We start from the raw sequence: 20,177 nt of genomic DNA on the forward strand, positions 1-20,177 counted from the left end.
CCCGCCGCCCGGCGCCGGGCGAGGGCGGGCGGCGGGGCCGCCGGCTCGGGTGCCCCGGAAGGGCGGGTCACCCGGGAACCGGGGGTCAGCTCAGCGGCGCGATGGCGGTCGGCGCGTGGCCCGGCTCGGTGGCCAGCTCCTCCCACTCCTTGATGTTGCCGATGTCATTGGTGGTGCTCATGGAGATGTTGGTGATGCGCTCCAGGATGGCCTCGACGACGACCGGCACCTGGTGCTCGGCGGCCAGCTTCTTGGCCTGCTCGAAGGCGGCGCCGAGCTCGTTCGGGTCGGTGACCCGGATGGCCTTGCAGCCCAGGCCCTCGGCGACCTTGACGTGGTCCACGCCGTAGACGCCGACCTCCGGCGAGTTGATGTTCTCGAACTCCAGGTTGACCTGGAAGTTGATGTCCAGGCCGATCTGCGCCTGACGGATCAGGCCCAGGTAGGAGTTGTTCACCAGCACGTGCACGTAGGGGATCTTGTGCTGGGCGCCGACCGCCAGTTCCTCGATCATGAACTGGAAGTCGTAGTCGCCCGAGAGCGCGACGACCGGCGTCTCCGGGTCGGCGGTGGCGACGCCCAGCGCGGCCGGGACGGTCCAGCCCAGCGGGCCCGCCTGGCCGCAGTTGATCCAGTGCCGCGGCTTGTAGACGTGCAGCATCTGGGCGCCGGCGATCTGCGAGAGGCCGATGGTGGAGACGTAGCGGGTCTCCGGCCCGAACGCCTTGTTCATCTCCTCGTACACCCGCTGCGGCTTCATCGGGATGTTGTCGAAGTGCGTACGGCGCTGGAGCGAGGCCTTGCGCTCCTGGGCGGAGGCGGCCCACGCGGAGCGGTCCGGCAGCTTGCCCGCGGCCTTGAGCTCCTTGGCGACCTCGACGAACAGCTCCAGCGCGGCCTTGGCGTCGGAGGCGATGCCGTAGTCCGGGGCGAAGATCTTGCCGATCTGGGTGGGCTCGACGTCGACGTGGACGAACTTGCGGCCCTTGGTGTAGACGTCCAGCTTGCCGGTGTGGCGGTTGGCCCAGCGGTTGCCGATGCCCAGGACGAAGTCCGACTCCAGGAACGTGGCGTTGCCGTAGCGGTGCGAGGTCTGGAGGCCGACCATGCCGGCGTTCAGCTCGTGGTCGTCGGGGAGGATGCCCCAGCCCATCAGGGTCGGGATGACGGGGACGCCGGTCAGCTCGGCGAACTCGACCAGCAGCTCGGAGGCGTCCGCGTTGATGATGCCGCCACCGGCGACGATCAGCGGGCGCTCCGACTCCTGGAGGAGCGCGATCGCCTTCTCCACCTGCGCGCGGGTCGCGGCCGGCTTGTAGACGGGCAGCGGCTCGTACGTCTCCGGGTCGAACTCGATCTCGGTGAGCTGCACGTCGATCGGCAGGTCGATGAGGACGGGGCCGGGGCGGCCGGAACGCATCAGGTGGAACGCCTGCTGGAAGACGCCCGGGACCTGCGCGGCCTCCAGGACGGTCACCGCCATCTTCGTCACCGGCTTGGCGATCGAGGCGATGTCGACGGCCTGGAAGTCCTCCTTGTGGATCACCGCGGTCGGCGCCTGGCCGGTGATGCACAGGATCGGAATGGAGTCACCGGTCGCGGAGTACAGACCGGTGATCATGTCGGTGCCGGCCGGGCCGGACGTGCCGATGCAGACACCGATGTTGCCGGGGTGGGTACGGGTGTACCCCTCGGCCATGTGCGAGGCGCCTTCGACGTGCCGGGCGAGCGTGTGCTTGATGCCGCCGCCGGCCTTGAGTGCCGCGTAGAACGGGTTGATCGCCGCCCCCGGCACACCGAACGCGTTGGTCACGCCTTCGCGCTTGAGGATCTCCACTGCCGCACGCGCGGCGGTCATTCGAGGCATCGAGTACTCCTGCGTCGACCTGTCGGGCCTCCGGCGGGCAGGGGCCGGAGACGGATGATGCAACGCGGTTAATTCCGCATCATGGAAAGTATGTTTTGCTTTATGGAAGGAAGGTAGGGCGCAGCGATCGACTCGTCAAGGGCGAGGTGGGGAGGCGAGATGCCCACGCGGGAAGCGAACGGCACAGGAGCGGACACGGGGGGCAGAGCCGGGCAAGCGCGGCGGGGCGGCGGGAGCGGGGAGTTATCCGGCCGGGGAAGGATTCGGCGGCGTTGTCGGTCACCCGACATTTCAGCGGCCATGCGCTGACGGAGCGTCACCGCCTGCTGCGTACGGGGCCAACCGCACGCGCGGGACTCACGGTGTAGGTCTGCTTGTCCCAGTACTGCACGGTGGGACCACCCCCGCACGCGCGGGGCTCACCTGCCGGCGTGCGGACGGGTCAGTCACAGGCCGGGACCACCGCCGCACGCGCGGGGTTCACGGAAGGCACCGATGGGGGCCGGGGGTCAGCGGGGGACCACCCCCGCACGCGCGGGGTTCACTGGCGAGCGGGGGGAGGGCGGCGCCGTAGATCGGAACCACCCCCGCACGCGCGGGGTTCACCCGCCGTGACGACCAAGAGCACGGGAAGCGTGGGGACCACCCCCGCACGCGCGGGGCTCACGTGACCGCCCGGACCGCCCGGGGGACGGGGACGGGCCCCCGCACGCGCGGGGCTCACGGTTGGCAGATACGCGAGAGCTGGGAGCTGCGGGGACCACCCCCGCACGCGCGGGGCTCACACGCTCTTGACGATCGCGGTCCCGGTGAGCACGGGACCACCCCCGCACGCGCGGGGCTCACAGCGCCCGGGCTGTGCCGTGGTCGGAGCGGTTGGGACCACCCCCGCACGCGCGGGGCTCACGGGGTCCTCGTCGGCGCAGGCCGGGCGGGGCCGGGACCACCCCCGCACGCGCGGGGCTCACTGCCCGGGATGCCCCCGGGCGATACTCCGGCCGGGACCACCCCCGCACGCGCGGGGCTCACCGGGCCTTGTCCGACAGCCGGGTCATGATCTCGGGACCACCCCCGCACGCGCGGGGCTCACCACGGCTCGTTCTGATCGTTGAGGAGGGCCGGGGGGCCACCCCCGCACGCGCGGGGCTCACCGTGCGGCTGAAATCGTCCAGGGTGCGGACGAGGGACCACCCCCGCACGCGCGGGGCTCACGAAGGTCTTTGCCCGCATGGAGCGTGAGGTCTGGGACCACCCCCGCACGCGCGGGGCTCACGATCAGCGCGCGGTCCGCGCACGGACCGAGGGGGGACCACCCCCGCACGCGCGGGGCTCACGGCGGAGACTTCACCCCTGCTCAGACCCGGTTGGGACCACCCCCGCACGCGCGGGGCTCACAGGCCGCGACCAGCGGGTTTACGGCCGCCGACCCCGTTTTTACTCACTTTCCAAGACTCACGCATAACGGCCATATCGCTGGCGCGCATTCCCGCCGGACGCACCCCCTCACCGAATCGGCACCCCCGCCACCGCCCGAGCAATCACCAGCCGCTGAATTTCACTCGTCCCCTCAAAGATGGTGTAAATGGCGGCATCCCGATGCATCCGCTCCACCGGATACTCCCGCGTGAAGCCATTCCCCCCGAGAATCTGCATCGCCTGGGCGGTGACCTTCTTCGCGGTCTCGCCGGCGAAGAGTTTGGACATGGAGCCCTCGGCCGAAGTGAAGGGCTTGCCCGCGGTGGCCATCCAGGAGGCGCGCCAGACCAGGAGGCGGGCGGCGTCTATCTGGGTGCGCATGTCGGCGAGTTGGAAGGCGATGCCCTGGTTGTCGATGATCGGGCGGCCGAACTGGACGCGGGTCTTGGCGTAGTCGAGGGCGATCTCGTACGCGGCGCGGGCGATGCCGACGGCCTGGGCGCCGACCGCCGGGCGGGAGGCCTCGAAGGTGGCCATCGCGGCGTTCTTCACCCGCTCGCGTCCACCGCCCCGGGCGCGTTCGCGGGCGCGGGCCAGGCGTTCGTCGAGCTTGTCCTTGCCGCCGAGGAGGCAGTGGCCGGGGACGCGGACGTCCTCCAGGACGACTTCGGCGGTGTGGGAGGCGCGGATGCCGTGCTTCTTGAACTTCTGGCCCTGGCTCAGCCCCGGGGTGTTCGGCGGGACGATGAACGAGGCGTGGCCCTTGGGGCCGAGTTCGGGATCGACGACCGCGACGACGACGTGGACGTTGGCGATGCCGCCGTTGGTCGCCCATGTCTTGGTGCCGTTGAGCACCCATTCGTCCTTGGCCTCGTCGTAGACGGCGCGGGTGCGCATCGCGGAGACGTCGGAGCCGGCGTCGGGTTCGGAGGAGCAGAAGGCGGCGAGCTTGACGTCGTCGGCGTCGCCGTACATCTGGGGCAGCCAGGTGCCGATCTGCTCCTCGGTGCCGTTGGCCAGGACGCCGACGGCGGCGAGGCCGGTGCCGACGATCGACAGGCCGATCCCGGCGTCGCCCCAGAAGAGTTCCTCCATGGCGAGCGGGATGCCGAGGCCGGTGGGGTCGAAGAACTGCCGGGCGTAGAAGTCGAGGGAGTACAGGCCGATCTTGGCGGCCTCCTGGATGACGGGCCAGGGGGTTTCCTCGCGCTCGTCCCACTCGGCGGCGGCGGGGCGCATGACGTCGGCGGCGAAGCCGTGGATCCAGTCACGGACGTCCCGCTGTTCGTCGTTCAGCTCCATGGTGAACTCGGCCATCGACCCCTCCAGCAGCGCGTTACTTGCGGTAACAAAAGTCTGTTACCCGCGAGTAGGGCATGTCAACGGTCGGGGCCGTCAAATCGGCCCGGGCGCCGGGTGTTACGTTGCGCGAACGGCGCAAAACGATCAGGGCGGGGAGAGGGACCATGGACAGCACGCGGCACAGCGACCGGCAGCAGGCGGCCACCGAGCGGCGGCGCCGGGAATTGCTGGAGGCCGCGGACCGGGTCGTCATGCGGGACGGCCCCGAGGCGTCGATGAACGCCATCGCCGCCGAGGCGGGCATCACCAAGCCCATCCTGTACCGGCACTTCGGGGACAAGGGCGGGTTGTACCGCGCGCTCGCCGTACGGCACACGGACGCCCTGCTGGACGGGCTGCGCGCGGCGCTGGACTCCCCCGTCCCCCGCCGCGATCGCGTCGAGGCCACGCTGGACACGTACCTGGCGGCCATAGAGGACAACCCGCAGGTCTACCGCTTCCTGATGCACCCCGCCGACGAGGGCCGCTCCCCCGACCAGGGGTTCGACGTCGGACGGCACTCCGCCCCGCTGCTGCGCAGGCTCGGCGAGGAACTGGCCAGGGTCATAGGGGAGCGCCTGGACCTGGGGCCCGGCGGTGAGGAACTGGCGCGGGTGTGGGGCCACGGCATCGTCGGGATGATGCACGCGGCCGGCGACTGGTGGCTGCGCGAGCGGCCGTGCTCGCGGGCCCAGTTGGTGCGCCACCTGGCCGATCTGCTGTGGGGGCGGCTGGCGGCGGCCGGGGACCGGCTGGACGGGCCGGGGTTCTGAGCCCGGGCCCGCCCCTCCCCTCGTTCCCGGACCCTCAGCCCGAGGCCACCGAGGCCACCGAGGCCACCGAGGCCACCGAGCCCCAGCCTCCTACGACGCCGCCCGGTCCCGCCCCGCCCACGGCGCCCGCCGGGCCGCCCGCAAGGCGCGGCGCCGCCGCAGGCCCGCGAGGTGGTCGGTGTAGAGGCCGCCGTCGAGGTGGTCGCACTCGTGCTGGAGGCAGCGGGCGAAGAAGCCGGTGCCGGTGACCTCGACCGGCGCGCCGTCGTATGTGACACCTGTCACCACGGCCCGGTCGTGGCGGGGCGTGCCCGCCTCGATGCCGGGGAGGGAGAGGCAGCCCTCGGGGCCGCGGACGAGTTCGCCGTCCGCCGTCACCAGGCGCGGGTTGACGATGTGGCCGAGGTGGCGGCGGTCCTCGTCGTCGGGGCAGTCGTAGACGAACACCCGCAGCGGCACGCCGATCTGGTTGGCGGCCAGGCCCACGCCGTTGGCCGCGTACATCGTCGCGAACATGTCCTCGATCAGTTCGCGGAGCCCGGCGTCGAAGGCGGTGACGTCCCGGCACGGCTCGCGCAGGACGGGGTCGCCGAGGAGGCGCATCGGGCGCGGGCGGCCCGAGCTGCCGGGTATGGATCGGTGTCGCATGACCCCAGCGTACGGGCCGTGCGGCCGGGCTCAGGGCGGCTTCGCAGGTGGCGGGGTTCGGGCAAGCCGCCGGATCTCGATAGGCTGATCCCCGACCGTGCCTCGGCCGGTGATCGGCTGCCGGGGAGGCGCTCCCCCGGCGGTCCACAGGGCGGGAGGGCGCCGGATGCAAGGAGGATCAAGGACGATGGCAGGCAACACGGGGCCGCTGTCGCCGCGGGCCAAGCTGGCCGTGACGGCGGGCAAGGCCGCGGCGGCGGTCTCGCGGGCGGCGGGCCGGGGCAGCGGATCGGTGATCGGTGGCCGGGTGGCACTCAAGCTCGACCCCGACCTGCTGGGCCGCTTGGCCGGGCACCTGGACGTGGTCCTGGTGTCGGCCACCAACGGCAAGACGACGACCACGCGGCTGATCGCGGAGGCGCTGCGCGCCGCCGGACCCGTGGTGTCCAACGCGCTGGGCGCCAACATGCCCGCGGGCATCACCTCCGCCCTGGCGGGTGGCTCGGACGCGCGGTACGGCGTCATCGAGGTGGACGAGAAGTACCTGGCGGGCGTGGCGCGGGACGTCACCCCGAAGGCCATAGCGCTGCTGAACCTCTCCCGTGACCAGCTCGACCGGGCCGCGGAGACGCGGATGCTGGCCGAGCGCTGGCGCGAGGGGCTGGCCGGTTCGAAGGCGCTGATCGTCGCCAACTGCGACGACCCGCTGATCGTGTGGGCGGCCTCGTCCTCCACCAACGTGGTGTGGGTCGCGGCGGGCCAGGAGTGGAAGGACGACGCCTGGTCCTGCCCCTCGTGCGGTGGCGTGATGCAGCGGCCGGGCGACGACTGGTTCTGCGGCGAGTGCGGCTTCCGCCGTCCCACCCCGAGCTGGGCGCTGTCCGGCGACCACGTGCTGGACCCGCACGGTTCGGCCTGGCCGATCCGGCTCCAGCTCCCGGGCCGGGCGAACAAGGCCAACGCCACCACCTCGGCGGCGGTGGCCGCCGCGTTCGGCGTGCCGCCGCAGGTGGCGCTGGAGCGGATGTTCTCGGTGCAGGCGGTGGCCGGCCGGTACGACGTGGTCTCGTTCATGCAGCGCGAGCTGCGGCTGCTGCTGGCGAAGAACCCGGCCGGCTGGCTGGAGACCTTCTCCCTGATCGACGGGCCGCCGACGCCGGTGATCCTCTCGGTCAACGCGCGCGGCGCGGACGGCACCGACACCTCCTGGCTGTGGGACGTGGACTACCCCCGGCTGGCCGGGCACCCGATCTTCGTGATCGGTGACCGCAAGCTGGACCTCGCGGTGCGGCTGGAGGTCGCCGGGCTGGACTTCCGCGTCTGCGAGACCGTGGACGAGGCGGTCCAGATGGCCCCGCCGGGCCGTATCGAGGTGATCGCCAACTACACGGCGTTCCAGGACCTGCGCCGCCGGGTGGGGAACTGATCCGATGCACGGACAAGGACGACGAAGCATGAATGACAACAGCCTGCGGCTGGTGTGGCTCTACCCCGACCTGCTGAGCACGTACGGGGACCAGGGCAACGTCCTGGTGGTGGAGCGCCGGGCCCGGCAGCGCGGCCTGGACGTGCAGCGCCTGGACGTCCGCTCCGACCAGCAGATCCCCACCTCCGGCGACATCTACCTGGTCGGCGGCGGCGAGGACCGGCCGCAGCGGCTGGCGGCCGAGCGGCTGCGCCGCGACGGCGGGCTGAACCGCGCGGTCGCCAACGGCGCGATCGTCTTCTCGGTGTGCGCGGGCTACCAGATCCTGGGCCACGAGTTCATCAACGACCTCGGGCAGCGCGAGCAGGGCCTGGGGCTGCTGGACGTGGTGAGCACCCGCGGCGAGGGTGAGCGGTGCGTGGGCGACGTCCTGGCGGACATCGACCCGCAGCTGAACCTGCCGCCGCTGACCGGTTTCGAGAACCACCAGGGCGTCACGCACCTGGGCCCGAACGCCCGCCCGTTCGCCAAGGTCCGGTTCGGCAACGGCAACGGCGTCGGCGACGGGTTCGAGGGCGCGTGGAACGACACCGTGTTCGGCACGTACATGCACGGTCCCGTCATGGCGCGCAACCCGCACATCGCCGACCTGCTGATCAAGCTGGCGCTGGACGTGAACGCGCTGCCGCCGGCCGACGACCGGTGGTACGAGGCGCTGCGCCAGGAGCGCATCGCGGCGGCCACCCAGGCGGGCTGAGGCCCCCTTCCGGGGCCCCGAGAGCCACCGGAAGACCCTGGAGGACGCCATCCTCCCCGTGTGCCCGCGGTCCGTACCGCGGGCACACGTGTATCTCGTGCCCCGGCACTTGTAGGGTGAGCGCGATCCAACCGGACGACGGGGTCCGGGAATCCGGTTGAGTTGCAAGGGTTTATCAGCGATGCGTATTGGTGTACTCACCTCCGGCGGCGACTGCCCCGGCCTGAACGCCGTCATCCGCTCCGTCGTCCACCGGGCGGTCGCCGACCACGGTGACGAGGTCATCGGTTTCCGGGACGGCTGGAAGGGCCTTCTGGAGGGCGACTACCGCAAGCTGGACCTCGACGCGGTGGGCGGCATCCTGGCGCGCGGCGGCACGATCCTGGGCTCGTCCCGGGTGCAGCCCGCCCATCTGCGGGACGGCGTGGAGCGGGCCCGCGGGCACGTCACGGAACTGGGCCTGGACGCGATCATCCCGATCGGCGGCGAGGGCACGCTCAAGGCCGCCCGGCTGCTGTCGGACGCCGGGCTGCCCATCGTCGGCGTGCCGAAGACCATCGACAACGACATCGCGGTCACGGACGTGACGTTCGGCTTCGACACCGCCGTGGGCGTGGCGACCGACGCGCTGGACCGCCTCAAGACCACCGCCGAGTCGCACCAGCGGGTGCTGATCGTCGAGGTCATGGGCCGGCACACGGGCTGGATCGCGCTGCACTCCGGCATGGCGGCCGGCGCGCACGCGATCGTGGTGCCCGAGCGGCCCTTCGACATCGACGAGCTGACCGAGCGGGTCGGCGAGCGGTTCTCGGCGGGCAAGAAGTTCGCGATCGTGGTGGTCGCGGAGGGCGCCAAGCCGCGCGAGGGCTCGATGGCCTTCGACGAGGGCGGCACGGACGTCTACGGGCACGAGCGGTTCGCCGGGGTCGCCCGCCAGCTCGCCCTGGAGCTGGAGCGGCGGCTCGGCAAGGAGGCGCGCCCGGTGATCCTGGGCCACGTCCAGCGCGGCGGCACGCCGACCGCCTACGACCGGGTGCTGGCCACCCGCTTCGGCTGGCACGCGGTGGAGGCGGCGCACCGCGGCGACTTCGGGATGATGACGGCGCTGCGCGGCACCGAGATCACGCTGGTGCCGCTGGCCGAGGCCGTGGCGACGCTGAAGACGGTCCCGGAGGACCGGTACGCCGAGGCGGAGTGCGTGCTGTAGGGACGGCGCGTCGCGGGGCCGGGTTCCCCCGGCCCCGGGGTGATGCGCGGCCCGTCCGTTCGGGTGGCGCGCGCTCCGTCCCGTGACCTGTTCCTACGGTTCCCCGCGCTCCTCCCGTAGCCCGTCCGCATGGGTGGCGGACGGCACGCCCGTCCGAGAACCGCCCCCGGCGCTCACCCGCGCCGGGGGCGGTTCTAGTCTGGTCGCGGAGTATCGGTACGAATCAGGAGCGAGCGGATGGATCACGGCGGACACGGCATGAACATGGATCTGCCGCCGTTCACGCTGGGACGGGGGCTGGAGTTCGGCGGGGATCCGTTCTTCCTCGTCGGCTGCCTGGTGGCACTGCTCCTGTACGGGTGGGCGGTGGTGCGGCTGCGGCGGCGCGGCGACGAGTGGCCGGTCGGCCGGACGGTCGCCTGGGTCGTGGGCGTCCTGACCATCGCCCTGGTGATGTGCACCAAGCTGAACGACTACGGCATGGTGCTCTTCAGCGTGCACATGGTGCAGCACATGGTGATCAGCATGCTGTCGCCGATCCTGCTGCTGCTCGGCGCGCCGGTGACGCTGACGCTGCGCGCGCTCCCCGCCGCCGGCCGGGGCCGCAAGGGGCCGCGCGAACTGCTGGTGGCGCTGCTGCACAGCCGCTACATGCGGGTGATCACGCACCCGGCGTTCACGATCCCGATGTTCATCGCGAGCCTGTACGCGCTGTACTTCACGCCCCTGTTCGACTTCCTGATGGAGTCCCGGACCGGGCACATCGCGATGATGGTGCACTTCCTCGCGGTGGGGCTGGTGTTCTTCTGGCCCATCATGGGCGTGGACCCGGGGCCGCACCGGCCGGGGTACGTGATGCGGATGCTGGAGCTGTTCGCGGGGATGCCCTTCCACGCGTTCTTCGGCATCGCGCTGATGATGGCCTCCGAGCCGATGATCGGCACCTACATGCACCCGCCCGCCTCGCTGGGCGTCGAGGCGCTGGGCGACCAGGCCGCGGCAGGCGGCATCGCCTGGGCGTTCAGTGAGATCCCGTCGGTGGTGGTGCTGATCGCCCTGGTCTTCCAGTGGTACAAGTCCGAGGAGCGGCAGTCCCAGCGCAAGGACCGGGCCGCGGACCGCGACGGGGACAAGGAATTGGCCGCCTACAACGCGTATCTGGCCTCCCTCAACGCCAGGGGGCAGTGAGCGCGGGGCGGCGACGGACGACCGCTGGCGGTACGGGCCGCGGCCGGGGACCATGTTCCCAGGCCGCGGCCCTCGGCGTTGGGGCCCTGGGGCGTGGCGTGGCTGCCACACGTGCTCCTACAGCTTTTTGAACGACCCGTTTTCACGACTCTCTCGTTTGTCCCGAACTCTTTTTGTCCGAACTCTTTTGTCGAATCTCTTTTGGTCGATCTCTTTTGTCGAAGAGGTGGCGGGGATGCCCGGATCCACGAAGACGATGGCGGCGTGCACGGTGGGCGGACTGGTCGTGGTCACCGCGTACACCGTGGCGTTGGGCAGCAGCGGCTGGCTCTGGTTCACCTGGGTCATTCTGGTGCTGGTGACGGCGGCGATGCTGGCGACGCGGGGGGCGTGAGGCGGGGGGCGGGGCACGCCCGCGCGGGCATCACCGCGGCCCGGCCCGCGCCGGGCGGGGCGTGGTCGTGGCGGCGGACGGGTGCCCCCGCGCGCACAGCGCGTGCGCGTCGCGCAGGACGTCCTGGTAGAAGCCGGGGAGGACGGTGACCGCTCCGGGAGCGGGCGCGGCGCGTACGGAGGCGTACCAGGAGCGGGCGCGGAGCGCGGCGAGACGGGCGGGCCAGGGGGTGCGGGCGGTGCGGGACGGGCGGTCCTGATGGCCGTCCGGGGCCTGGGATTGATCGTTCGTGTCCCGGGCCCGATCGTCCGAGTTCTGGGTTCGATCACCCACGTCCCGGGCCTGCCCCTCGTCCGCCCCGCCCTCCGACCACTTCGTCAGCCGTACGAGCAGAGCGTGCCGAGCCACCTCGTCACGGCCCGAGACGGCGGTGTCGTGGGCCGCGCGGGCGAGGCGGCGGGCCGGGAGCGTCCGGCCCGCCGCGTGCAGGTGGTCGGCCACCAGCGTGGCGAGGTCCGTACGGGCGGGGACGGGCACGCTGTCGAGAACGGGCTGGGCCGCCGCCTCGGCGACCTCTTCGAGCAGGTCCGTGGCGCCGTCCCGGGCCGCGGACAGGGCCTCGTACGTGACGAAGACCAGTGCGCGCCAGGCGCTCGCGCCGTCGCCGATCCCGGTGGCGCGGGCGCCCGCGTCGCGCGCGAGGGCGAGCGCGCGCTCGTGGTGGCCCAGGTGGATCCAGGCGAGCAGCCGGGCCTCGGCGAGCGCGTCCGGGTCCGCGACGGGCAGGCCGGTGTTCTCGGCCCGGTGCGCGAACTCCAGCACGCCCGGGAAGTCGGAGGCCCGCAGCAGGGCCTTGACCGAATCGACGACGTATGTGCGGGCCAGGACGTCCGCGCACGCGGGGTCGCGCGCGAGGACGCGGTCCCAGGTGCCGGCGGTCAGCCGCCGGCCGCGCAGGGTGAACGGCAGGCGGCGGGCCGCGGCGAGGTGGAGCGCGAAGTGCTCCAGGGCTGCGTCCGTCCGCCCGCTCCCCGCCAGCAGGCGGCCCTCGTTGAGGTACGGCTGAAGGGCGTGCAGCAGGTCGCCCTCGTGTCCCGGACGGGCGGCGAGGCGGCAGGCCCACTCCTGGTGCAGGGCACACAGGCGCGCCGCGTCGTGGTGCGCTCCGATGTGCAGCGCCATGAGGGCGGCGCGGTTGAGGAAATGGGCGGCCTCCGCGTGCCGGTCGTCCTCGGGCATCCCGGGGTCCGCGAAGGCGGTGTGCAGGCGCGCGCGGAGCTGCCGCGCCTGGTCGGCGAGCGGGGTGCGGGGCAGCCGGTCCAGTGGGGTGAGCAGGGTGCGCGGTAGCGGGGCGCCGGGCGACGGCGGGCCGGACGGCCGGGTATCGGTCCGCGCGGTGCCGGGTGGCGGCGGGGCCGATGCGGGCGCGCCGGGCACCCGCGGCACGGCGCCGCGGGTGCCCGGGACGGAAGCGGGAGGCACGGCAAGGCCCGTCAGGTCGTCGCCACGATGGGGAGGTAGCGGACGTCCTCCCGGTCCTTGTCCGGTTTCACCCCCGTGTTCATCGAGCTGTACGGGCACCCCAGGTCGGCCGGGTCCAGCGTGGACAGGCCCACCAGCCACGGCCGGAACCGGTCGTGGTCGATGACGAGGCTGCCGTCTTCGGAGATCTTTCCGACGGTGTTCCGCTCGTCGTACAGCGCGACGGTGCATTTCCCGAGCGAACCGTCGTGGCGGACGATGAGCGAGTTGGCACGGGAGGCGTAGCAGATGTAGACGCCGTTCCGTGCTTCCGAATAGACGCGGTCGGTCATCCGCAGCTTGCTGTTCAAGGCGGCCTGGATGTCGTGGTTGGCGTCCTCGGAGAAGAGCCGGATGGCGTCGTCCCCTTCTCCGCCGAGCCGTTCGATGTCCTTGAAGTAGACGGAGAAGCGGGTGTCGTCGCCGAAGGCGTCGTTGATCTGGTCGATCAGCGGGTCGAGTCGGAGGTAGGTCTCCGGGCTGTAATGAATCCGCAGGATGACCGAGCACTCCAGGTCCGAATCCGCGATCGCTTGCAGATTGGTCCAGATACGGCGGAAGGAACCCTGGCCGTTGATCCGCAACCGGCTCTGGTCGTGGACGTCCTCGGGGCCGTCCAGGGAAATGTGGAACGACCGCACGCCGACGGCCACGAGTTCGCGCGCGACCGGTTCGGTGAGGAGATAGGCGTTGGTGGTCATCGAGCCGGCGTAGACCAGTCCCGGATTCCGCCGGGCGAGTTCCTGCGCGTACGCCGACACGTCCAGGACCACCGGCTTGGCGAGCAGCGGTTCACCGCCGAACCAGCCCAGTTCGAGGAAGCGGAGCGCGCCCGCCCGGCGGGCCATCAGGGCCTTGACGCCCCGTATGACGGTGGGCCGCATCCGGGCCACCGGGAATTGTTCGTAACAGTAGGTGCAGCGGAAGTTGCACTGTTCCGTGGGCAGGAGGATGAGATGCATTTCCTGGGGGTCGACGATCCGCAGGGCATCCTGGATTTCCACCGGTCCGGGCATGGCGTCCTTCTTTTCTCGGCATGGCGGCGCACCGGCGGACAGCCTCCGACGCCGCGGCGGGCGAAACGCGACAAGACAAGCGGCGAGCAGCCCGGCGCCCCTTCGGGCCGCACCGGAACCACTCGCCGCCCAATCTGGATCAACAGTTGTTTCCGCAGCTGCTCAGGTTGACGCCCGGGGCCTCCACCGGGCTCTTTCCGCGGAGCTGCTTCAGCAATTCGGCGAGCCGGGCGTTCCCTATGACGACCTGGCCTTTGTCGTCGAGCTGGATTTCCGAGGGGTCGACGCTGAACGCGCCCTCGGCCTTGCCGGATTCACTACTCACGCCGTCTCCTTGGAGCGGTAAAGGGGTTGCGGGTACGTTCCTTGAGAGTTCCAGAAATTTCTCGGGCCGGTCAAGGCGGGGAGCGTCGGGCCCGCGATATACGTCATTGTGCGGCCGTCCCCGTCCCACCGATGGGCGACGGACTACACCGGCGGCGTTTTCGTATCGGCGGAATGTGTTGTTCTCCTTCCCGGCGAGACCTCCGACCACCGAACAAGAATGCGATTGACGGGACTCCACTTTTCCCTTTCTCCGGGAAAAGGCCGACTTCGCGGGAGACAACGGGCCGGGAGGCGGCCGGGAAGGGAAGGAAGAAAGGGAGCGGCAAATCAATTCTCCGGCGCGGACCACCGGATTCCAGCGGACACCGCCGGACCGCACCGGCCACCGCCGGACACCGGCCGGAGCCGGACGCCGCCGGACACCAGCCGGAGCCGCGCCCCCGCGGCGGCCCGAACCCCGCTCGCCCCGGCACCGCCCCGGGGCCTGCGGCCGATCCCGTCACCGGCTCACCGGCCCCGACCGACCTTGACCGGACGCGACCGGACGCGCCCGGTCCCGTCCGCCCCGGTCCGGCCCACCGCCCCGCTCCCCGCCCGGGCTCGTCATCAGGGCCGACCGGCCCTTCCGCCGGGCCGACGGCGGTATCGAGGATGAGGTATGCACCAAAACGACAGCCTCCGCACGCTCGACCGGGCCGCGTGCCTGCGTCTGCTCGCCCTGGTCCCCCTCGGGCGCGTCGTCTACACCGAGAACGCGCTGCCCGCCGTTCTCCCCGTGAACTTCTCGCTGGGCGAGGACGAAGCGGTCCTGTTGCGTACCTCTGCCACGTCACAGATGGCCGGCGCGGTGGACGGCAGCGTGGTCGCCTTCGAGGTGGACCACTTCGACGAGGCGGCCCGGACGGGCTGGAGCGTCGTCGTCACCGGCCGGGCCACCGTCGTGACCGCCCCACAGGAGATCGCCCGGCTCGACGTGACCGTTCCGGACTCGTGGGTGCCGATGGACGACGCGGTGTTCGTCCGGATCGAGCCGGAGCTGGTCACCGGCCGGGTGCTGGGGCCGACGGCCCGTTCGTCCTTCCGGGAGAAGGCCGCCGCACGGCGGAGCTGACCGATCGGGCGCGATGCGGCGGGGCTGACCTGACCGGCACGACGCGGCCGAGCCGACCGGTCGGCGGGGATGCGGCCGGATGCGGCCGGGACGCGTACCACCCGCCGCGCCCGTGTCCCGGTGTCCCCCGTGTCCCGGTGCCCCCTAGGACAGCTCCCCGGAAACCCCGGCCCCGTCAGCCCACCTACACCCCCACCCCCGTCGATCAGCCCCTGTTCAGCGGCGCGCGCCAGACCAGGGCCGTGCCGCCATCGGCCGGGGTGGACAGATCCAGGGTGCCGCCGAGGCTCTCGGCGCGTTCGGCGAGGTTGCGCAGGCCGCTGCGGCGGCCTTCGGGCGGGATGCCCACGCCGTCGTCGGTCACCGTCAAGGTGACCTGCTCCTCCGTCGTCGCCAGGACGACGTCGACCCGGGAGGCGTGGGCGTGCCGGGCGGCGTTGCTCAGCGCCTCGCCCAGCACCGCCACCACATGGTCGGCGATCTCCTTGGGGACCTGGGTGTCGAGCAGCCCTTCCATCCGCAGGCTGGGCGCGAAGCCCAGCGGGCCGCTGACCGCGCCGACCGCCTGGACGGCGCGCGAGCGCAGGCTCTGCCCGGCGCCGGTCTCCGGGGTCCGCAGGCCGAAGATCGTCGATCGGATGATCTTGATGGTGTCGTCCAGGTCCCCCACCGCGCGCGCCACGCGTTCCGAGGCGGCCGGGTTGTCGATCAGGCGTCCGGCGCTCTGCAGCGTCATGCCCGTGGCGAACAGCCGCTGGATGGCCAGGTCGTGCAGGTCGCGGGCGATCCGGTCGCGGTCCTCCAGCAGCGCGATCTGTTCCGCGTCGCGCTGCCGGTCGGCCATCTCCATGGCCACCGCCGCCTGACCGGCGAACCCCCGCAGCGGCTCGATCTCCTGCTCGGTGAACTCCGGTTGGGCCTCGGCGCGGCTGAGGAACAGCACGCCCCGCACCCCGGCGGCCGTGCCGATGGGCACCGCCAGCGCCGGGCCCAGCCCCTCGAACCGGGGCGGGTGCGGCCACACCCGCGGGTCCTGGCACACGTCCGGCGCGGTGGCCGGTTCGCCGGTGCTGAAGGCCTCGCCGCTGAGACTGCCCTCGATCGGCATCACCAGCCCGCGGTGCTTGTGGGCCTCGTACCCGATCGCCAGCTCGACCGCCAGGTTGTCCGTGCCCTCCACCGGCAGCGCGATGACCGCCAGTTCGGCCGCGGTGATCTCGCGCGCCCGCTCGGCGATCATGTCGAGCACCCCGGCCCGCGGGCTGCCCGTCAACAGGCCGTAGGTGACCTCGGCGCTCGCCCGCAGCCAGCGTTCGCGGCGCTTGGACTCCTCGTACAGCCGGGCGTTGTCGATCGCCACACCGGCCGCCACCGCCAGCGTGGCGAGCACCTCCTCGTCCTCCTCGTCGAAGAACGCCCCGCCCCGCTTCTCGGTGAGGTAGAGGTTGCCGAACACCTGCCCGCGCACCCGGATCGGCGCGCCCAGGAAGGTGTTCATCGGCGGGTGGTTGGCCGGGAAACCGTACGAGGAGGCGTGGTCGGAGAGCTTCTCCAGCCGCAGCGGCTCCGGGTGCCGGATCAGCAGGCCCAGGATGCCGTGGCCCGACGGGTACGGCCCGATGGCGGCGATCTCCTCCTCGGTCAGGCCCACGGTGAGGAACTGCACGAGCCGTTCCCCGTCCCGGCCGATCACGCCCAGCGCCGCGTACTGCGCGTCCACGAGCAGCGCCGCCGCCTCGACGATGCGCTGCAGGACCTGCTTGAGGTCCAGCTCCCGGCCGACCGAGAGCACCGCCTCCAGCAGGCTGTGCACCCGGTCCCGCGTACCGCGGGCCGCGTCGATGCGGACCTGCAACTCGTCCAGCAGCTCGTCCAACCTCAGCTGCGGCAACCGCAGCCGGCCGCTTTCCTCGACGCCGCCCACAATCCACTCTCCTCACAACCCCGCCGACGGAAGCAACCACCCTCTTGGCGAGCACCGCTAACGGGGGCGGGGCCCCGGCAGCCCGACGTCACAAGGTTGCCACAGACCTGATGCGCTCCCGTCAGGGGCCTCCACCTCGGCGGCAGCGGTCCCGGGGCGGCGGAAAGCGCGGAGGGCAAGGGGCGGGAGGGGAGGGGGAGTTGCGGACGCGCGCCAGCGCCCGGGGCGGCGGGGCGGTACGGAAACCCACCGCGGCACCACACCGGGAAGGGCACCCCGCTTTTCCTGGCGCACCGTCAGTTCCCGTACGTCTCGGAGCCGTCGGGGGCGCTCCGCCCTCCCCTACCCCGCCGATTTGAGCACCCGGCGGGCCGCCTCCTGCCCGTCGGCGACGCAGGCCGCGACGCCCACGCCCTCGTACGCGGCGCCGCACAGCTCCAGGCCGTGCAGGTCGGCCACCGCGGCGCGGATCCGCCGGACGCGGTCCGTGTGGCCGACGGTGTACTGCGGCAGGGCCCGGGCCCAGCGGGAGACGTGGAAGTCGACCGGGCGGCCCAGCGGTCCGACCATCTCGCCCAGTTCGGCCAGGCACACGGCCGCCAGCTCGCCGTCCTCCCTGCCGAGCACCCGCTCCTCCCCGAAACGGCCGAGGGAGGCCCGGACGAGGAAGGTGCCGGGCGATCCGGCCGCCTGCCGGCTCCACTTGTTGGACAGGAAGGTGACCGCCTTGACGGCCCTGCCCTCCACGGGAGGCACCACGAACCCGTTGCCCCGGGGGAACGCCGCCATCCCCGCACGGTCGAAGGCCAGCGTCACCACGGCCGTGCTCGCGTAGGCGATGGCGCCCAGCTCGCGCCCGGCGGCCGGCGCGTGGTCGCGCAGCAGGCCGGCCGCGGCGTACGCGGGGACGGCCAGCACCACGGCGTCCGCCTCCAGCGTGCGCGGCCCCGGGCCGGACATCGTCACCCGCCACCCCCTGGGGACGCGCTGGAGTTCCCGCACCCGGGCGTTGGTGAGGACACGGGCGCCCGAGGCGGCGGCCACCGCGACCGGGAGGCGGCCGAGACCACCGCGCAGGCCGCACATGGGGACCCGCGGCATCCCGTTGAAGACCGGCGTCGTCGTCTCCTCCTCCCGCAGGGCCGCGAACAGGGACCCTCCGCTCTCGGCGATCCGCGCCAGCCGCGGGACGGCGGCGCGCAGCGAGAGCCGGTCGGCCCGTCCCGCGTACACCCCGCCGAGCAGCGGTTCCACGAGCCGGTCGACGGCCTCCTGCCCGAGCCGGTCGGCGAGGTAGCGGCCGACCGCGACGTCCCCGTCGACCGGCGGCGCGGGCACCGTCTCCTCCCGGGCGAGCCGCTCCAGCCCCTCGGACGAGAGCAGGCCCGTCCCCTCCAGGGCCGCGGGGCGGGCGGGGACGCCCATGATGTGGCCCGGCGGCAGCTTGCGCAGGGCGCCCCGCGACCACACGGAGGTGGGCGCGGGCACCGGCGACATCAGGTCGTCGCCGAGCCCGACCGCCTTCGCGAGCTCCACGGCGTCCGGGTGCAGCGCCGACATGGCCTCGGCGCCCTCGTCCACGTCGATCCCGGCGACGCTGCCGGTGCGCAGCACGCCACCGAGCCGCGGTCTGGCCTCGACGACGGTCACCTCGGCCTCGGACCGCAGCTGCCACGCGGCGGCCAGCCCGCTGATGCCACCGCCGATGACGATCACTGAGTACACGCACGACCTCCTGGTTTCCCTGGTGTCACGTCCCACCCGGGACGGCCGGTACAGCCGTGAGCGCCCGCCCGCGGGCCCGGGACGGCGCGCCGCGCGGCCGTCCGCACAGGGCGGCTCCTTTGCCCGGGGCCGGTGCCGCCGGACCCTTCGGGTCGCCGCCTTTGGCACCGGATCAGCCGCGAGCCGTTCTTCCCCCTACCGCTCCGCGCGCGAGGCCGCCCGCCTCGGGAGGGCGCCGCGGCCCGACATCACGGACGCTTTTGCGCTCCCACTTCCGCTGCCACTGCACCACTGCCAACTGCCACTGCTCACTGAGAGAACGGACGGTTCCGGCCTGACACCCCGTCGACGCTACGTGCGCCGGGGGCGCGGCGATGGGGCCCTAGCGACCACTGCCGTGGGCCGATGGTCCCGGTGTTCTCGACGGGGGCGCCCCGGTCCGGGCCCACCCGCGTCTCGAAGCGCTGTGCCGCGGACCTGACGAGACCTCCGCGCCATCCGGCCACGCCCCGTACCCCACCGGCATCAGTTCGGTCCCGGTGGTTACACGGGTGTGCGGGGCACACCTACACTGCTGTCCCCTACACCTCTTCTGACCTGGGGAAACGCCGTCCGGCAGGGCTGCTGCGGACGGAGTGAGGAGAACCGCGTGTTCTACCAGGTGCTCAAATACATCGTTCTGGGGCCGCTGCTGCGGCTGCTCTTCCGGCCCCGGGTGGAGGGACTGGAGCACGTTCCGCGGGACGGGCCGCTGATCATCGCGGGTAACCACCTGTCGGTTTCGGACCACTTCGTGATGCCGGTGATCCTGCCGCGCCGGATCACGTTCCTCGCCAAGTCCGAGTACTTCACGGGGTCGGGGTTGCGCGGGCGGCTGACCGCGGCGTTCTTCCGGGGCGTGGGGCAGATCCCGGTGGACCGGTCGGGTGGCCGGGCGGCGCAGGCGGCGTTCACCTCGGGGCTCGCGGTGCTGCGCCGGGGGCGGGTGCTGGGGATCTATCCGGAGGGCACCCGTTCGCACGACGGCCGCCTCTACAAGGGGCACACCGGTGTGGCGGCGCTGGCCATCAAGGCGCAGGCGCCGGTGGTGCCGTGCGCGATGATCGGCACGTTCGAGGCCCAGCCGACCGGGCGCCGGCTGCCGCGTCCCCTGCCGATCACCATCCGCTTCGGAGAGCCGATGGAGTTCTCGCGGTACGCGGGGCTGGAGGGCGAGCAGACGGCGCTGCGGGCCGTCACCGACGAGGTCATGTACGCGATCCTGAAGCTCTCCGAGCAGGAGTACGTGGACATGTACGCGCGGGACGCGAAGGCCCGGCAGCAGGGGCGCGGGCTCGGCCGGTTCCGCCGCTGAGGCGGGAAGTCGAGGGGGAAGGCCGGGGCGGGAAGCCGAGGCGGGAAGCCGAGGCGGTGAGCTGAAGCAAGAAGCCAAGGCCGCGGAAACCGGCCGGCTCCCCGAGGCGGGAACCGGCCGGGCGCGGGCCGAGACGCACAAAAGGGCGGCCGGGGAATTCCCCGGCCGCCCTTCGGCTCCCT

Annotated in this window: 16 protein-coding genes and 1 CRISPR repeat array; of the genes, 8 read left to right on the forward strand and 8 right to left on the reverse strand. The window is 72.4% G+C overall.

The features are described 5' to 3' along the window. Positions 1-85: 85 nt before the first annotated feature. Both gcl and ABZX96_RS14830 read right to left on the reverse strand, forming a co-directional pair. On the reverse strand, positions 86-1,867 hold the full coding sequence (gene gcl, locus ABZX96_RS14825) for a glyoxylate carboligase (RefSeq protein ID WP_355543510.1): 1,782 nt from the start codon (positions 1,865-1,867) through the stop codon (positions 86-88). 332 nt (positions 1,868-2,199) lie between these two features. Further along, positions 2,200-3,262: a CRISPR direct-repeat array (repeat unit 29 nt; unit sequence GGGACCACCCCCGCACGCGCGGGGCTCAC). Between the two features lie 108 nt (positions 3,263-3,370). Continuing rightward, complete coding sequence (locus tag ABZX96_RS14830) at positions 3,371-4,600, reverse strand: acyl-CoA dehydrogenase family protein (RefSeq protein ID WP_355543513.1); 1,230 nt, start codon at positions 4,598-4,600, stop codon at positions 3,371-3,373. 149 nt (positions 4,601-4,749) lie between these two features. Between ABZX96_RS14830 and ABZX96_RS14835 the strand changes: the two genes are divergently transcribed. Continuing rightward, the gene (locus tag ABZX96_RS14835; RefSeq protein ID WP_355543516.1) at positions 4,750-5,397 is read left to right on the forward strand and encodes a TetR family transcriptional regulator; all 648 of its coding nucleotides are present in this window, start codon (positions 4,750-4,752) and stop codon (positions 5,395-5,397) included. A 90-nt stretch (positions 5,398-5,487) separates the two neighbouring features. Here ABZX96_RS14835 and def read toward each other — a convergent pair whose 3' ends face one another. Continuing rightward, positions 5,488-6,045, reverse strand: coding sequence for a peptide deformylase (def, locus tag ABZX96_RS14840; RefSeq protein ID WP_355543519.1), 558 nt, complete (start codon positions 6,043-6,045; stop codon positions 5,488-5,490). Between the two features lie 187 nt (positions 6,046-6,232). On the opposite strand from def, the gene ABZX96_RS14845 reads away from it, so the two are divergent. The 5 genes from ABZX96_RS14845 to ABZX96_RS14865 all read left to right on the forward strand — a co-directional run bounded on the left by ABZX96_RS14845 (position 6,233) and on the right by ABZX96_RS14865 (position 11,017). Then, positions 6,233-7,471, forward strand: a complete 1,239-nt coding sequence (locus ABZX96_RS14845) for a MurT ligase domain-containing protein (protein ID WP_355543522.1) — start codon at positions 6,233-6,235, stop codon at positions 7,469-7,471. A gap of 28 nt (positions 7,472-7,499) precedes the next feature. Continuing rightward, on the forward strand, positions 7,500-8,228 hold the full coding sequence (locus tag ABZX96_RS14850; RefSeq protein WP_355543525.1) for a glutamine amidotransferase: 729 nt from the start codon (positions 7,500-7,502) through the stop codon (positions 8,226-8,228). A 181-nt stretch (positions 8,229-8,409) separates the two neighbouring features. Further along, a complete protein-coding gene (locus ABZX96_RS14855) occupies positions 8,410-9,435 on the forward strand; it encodes a 6-phosphofructokinase (RefSeq protein ID WP_355543528.1) in 1,026 nt (341 codons plus the stop codon). Between the two features lie 237 nt (positions 9,436-9,672). Then, on the forward strand, positions 9,673-10,623 hold the full coding sequence (locus ABZX96_RS14860; protein WP_355543531.1) for a cytochrome c oxidase assembly protein: 951 nt from the start codon (positions 9,673-9,675) through the stop codon (positions 10,621-10,623). A gap of 235 nt (positions 10,624-10,858) precedes the next feature. Further along, the gene (locus tag ABZX96_RS14865; RefSeq protein ID WP_355543534.1) at positions 10,859-11,017 is read left to right on the forward strand and encodes a hypothetical protein; all 159 of its coding nucleotides are present in this window, start codon (positions 10,859-10,861) and stop codon (positions 11,015-11,017) included. Between the two features lie 30 nt (positions 11,018-11,047). Here the strand turns inward: ABZX96_RS14865 and ABZX96_RS14870 are convergent, their stop codons facing one another. The 3 genes from ABZX96_RS14870 to ABZX96_RS14880 all read right to left on the reverse strand — a co-directional run bounded on the left by ABZX96_RS14870 (position 11,048) and on the right by ABZX96_RS14880 (position 13,879). Beyond that, positions 11,048-12,499, reverse strand: a complete 1,452-nt coding sequence (locus tag ABZX96_RS14870) for a hypothetical protein (RefSeq protein ID WP_355543537.1) — start codon at positions 12,497-12,499, stop codon at positions 11,048-11,050. Positions 12,500-12,510: 11 nt separating this feature from the next. Further along, a complete protein-coding gene (locus tag ABZX96_RS14875) occupies positions 12,511-13,554 on the reverse strand; it encodes a radical SAM protein (RefSeq protein ID WP_355543539.1) in 1,044 nt (347 codons plus the stop codon). Positions 13,555-13,693: 139 nt separating this feature from the next. Beyond that, positions 13,694-13,879 carry a hypothetical protein gene (locus tag ABZX96_RS14880; protein WP_355543542.1) on the reverse strand — a complete coding sequence of 62 codons (186 nt, stop codon included), beginning with the start codon at positions 13,877-13,879 and terminating at the stop codon, positions 13,694-13,696. Between the two features lie 660 nt (positions 13,880-14,539). Between ABZX96_RS14880 and ABZX96_RS14885 the strand changes: the two genes are divergently transcribed. After that, positions 14,540-14,992: a pyridoxamine 5'-phosphate oxidase family protein gene (locus ABZX96_RS14885; protein WP_355543544.1), complete on the forward strand. Its 453-nt coding sequence runs from the start codon at positions 14,540-14,542 to the stop codon at positions 14,990-14,992. Positions 14,993-15,197: 205 nt separating this feature from the next. Here the strand turns inward: ABZX96_RS14885 and ABZX96_RS14890 are convergent, their stop codons facing one another. Together ABZX96_RS14890 and hemG are read right to left on the reverse strand one after the other, a co-directional pair. Further along, entirely contained in the window at positions 15,198-16,916 is a 1,719-nt protein-coding gene (locus tag ABZX96_RS14890) for a GAF domain-containing sensor histidine kinase (RefSeq protein ID WP_355543547.1), read from the reverse strand. Between the two features lie 342 nt (positions 16,917-17,258). Then, the gene (hemG, locus tag ABZX96_RS14895) at positions 17,259-18,641 is read right to left on the reverse strand and encodes a protoporphyrinogen oxidase (RefSeq protein WP_355543550.1); all 1,383 of its coding nucleotides are present in this window, start codon (positions 18,639-18,641) and stop codon (positions 17,259-17,261) included. 649 nt (positions 18,642-19,290) lie between these two features. Between hemG and ABZX96_RS14900 the strand changes: the two genes are divergently transcribed. Continuing rightward, positions 19,291-19,995: a lysophospholipid acyltransferase family protein gene (locus tag ABZX96_RS14900; protein WP_355543553.1), complete on the forward strand. Its 705-nt coding sequence runs from the start codon at positions 19,291-19,293 to the stop codon at positions 19,993-19,995. Positions 19,996-20,177 lie beyond the last annotated feature (182 nt).

Origin of the sequence: Streptomyces sp. NPDC003077 (assembly GCF_040611095.1) — a bacterium.
In the GTDB taxonomy this organism is placed as follows: Bacteria; Actinomycetota; Actinomycetes; order Streptomycetales; family Streptomycetaceae; genus Streptomyces.

Bases quoted from the DNA above. Each gene is read 5' to 3' on its own strand.
- gcl (WP_355543510.1), bottom strand. From the start codon at position 1,867: ATGCCTCGAATGACCGCCGCGCGTGCGGCAGTGGAGATCCTCAAGCGC.
- ABZX96_RS14830 (WP_355543513.1), bottom strand. From the start codon at position 4,600: ATGGCCGAGTTCACCATGGAGCTGAACGACGAACAGCGGGACGTCCGT.
- ABZX96_RS14835 (WP_355543516.1), top strand. From the start codon at position 4,750: ATGGACAGCACGCGGCACAGCGACCGGCAGCAGGCGGCCACCGAGCGG.
- def (WP_355543519.1), bottom strand. From the start codon at position 6,045: ATGCGACACCGATCCATACCCGGCAGCTCGGGCCGCCCGCGCCCGATG.
- ABZX96_RS14845 (WP_355543522.1), top strand. From the start codon at position 6,233: ATGGCAGGCAACACGGGGCCGCTGTCGCCGCGGGCCAAGCTGGCCGTG.
- ABZX96_RS14850 (WP_355543525.1), top strand. From the start codon at position 7,500: ATGAATGACAACAGCCTGCGGCTGGTGTGGCTCTACCCCGACCTGCTG.
- ABZX96_RS14855 (WP_355543528.1), top strand. From the start codon at position 8,410: ATGCGTATTGGTGTACTCACCTCCGGCGGCGACTGCCCCGGCCTGAAC.
- ABZX96_RS14860 (WP_355543531.1), top strand. From the start codon at position 9,673: ATGGATCACGGCGGACACGGCATGAACATGGATCTGCCGCCGTTCACG.
- ABZX96_RS14865 (WP_355543534.1), top strand. From the start codon at position 10,859: ATGCCCGGATCCACGAAGACGATGGCGGCGTGCACGGTGGGCGGACTG.
- ABZX96_RS14875 (WP_355543539.1), bottom strand. From the start codon at position 13,554: ATGCCCGGACCGGTGGAAATCCAGGATGCCCTGCGGATCGTCGACCCC.
- ABZX96_RS14885 (WP_355543544.1), top strand. From the start codon at position 14,540: ATGCACCAAAACGACAGCCTCCGCACGCTCGACCGGGCCGCGTGCCTG.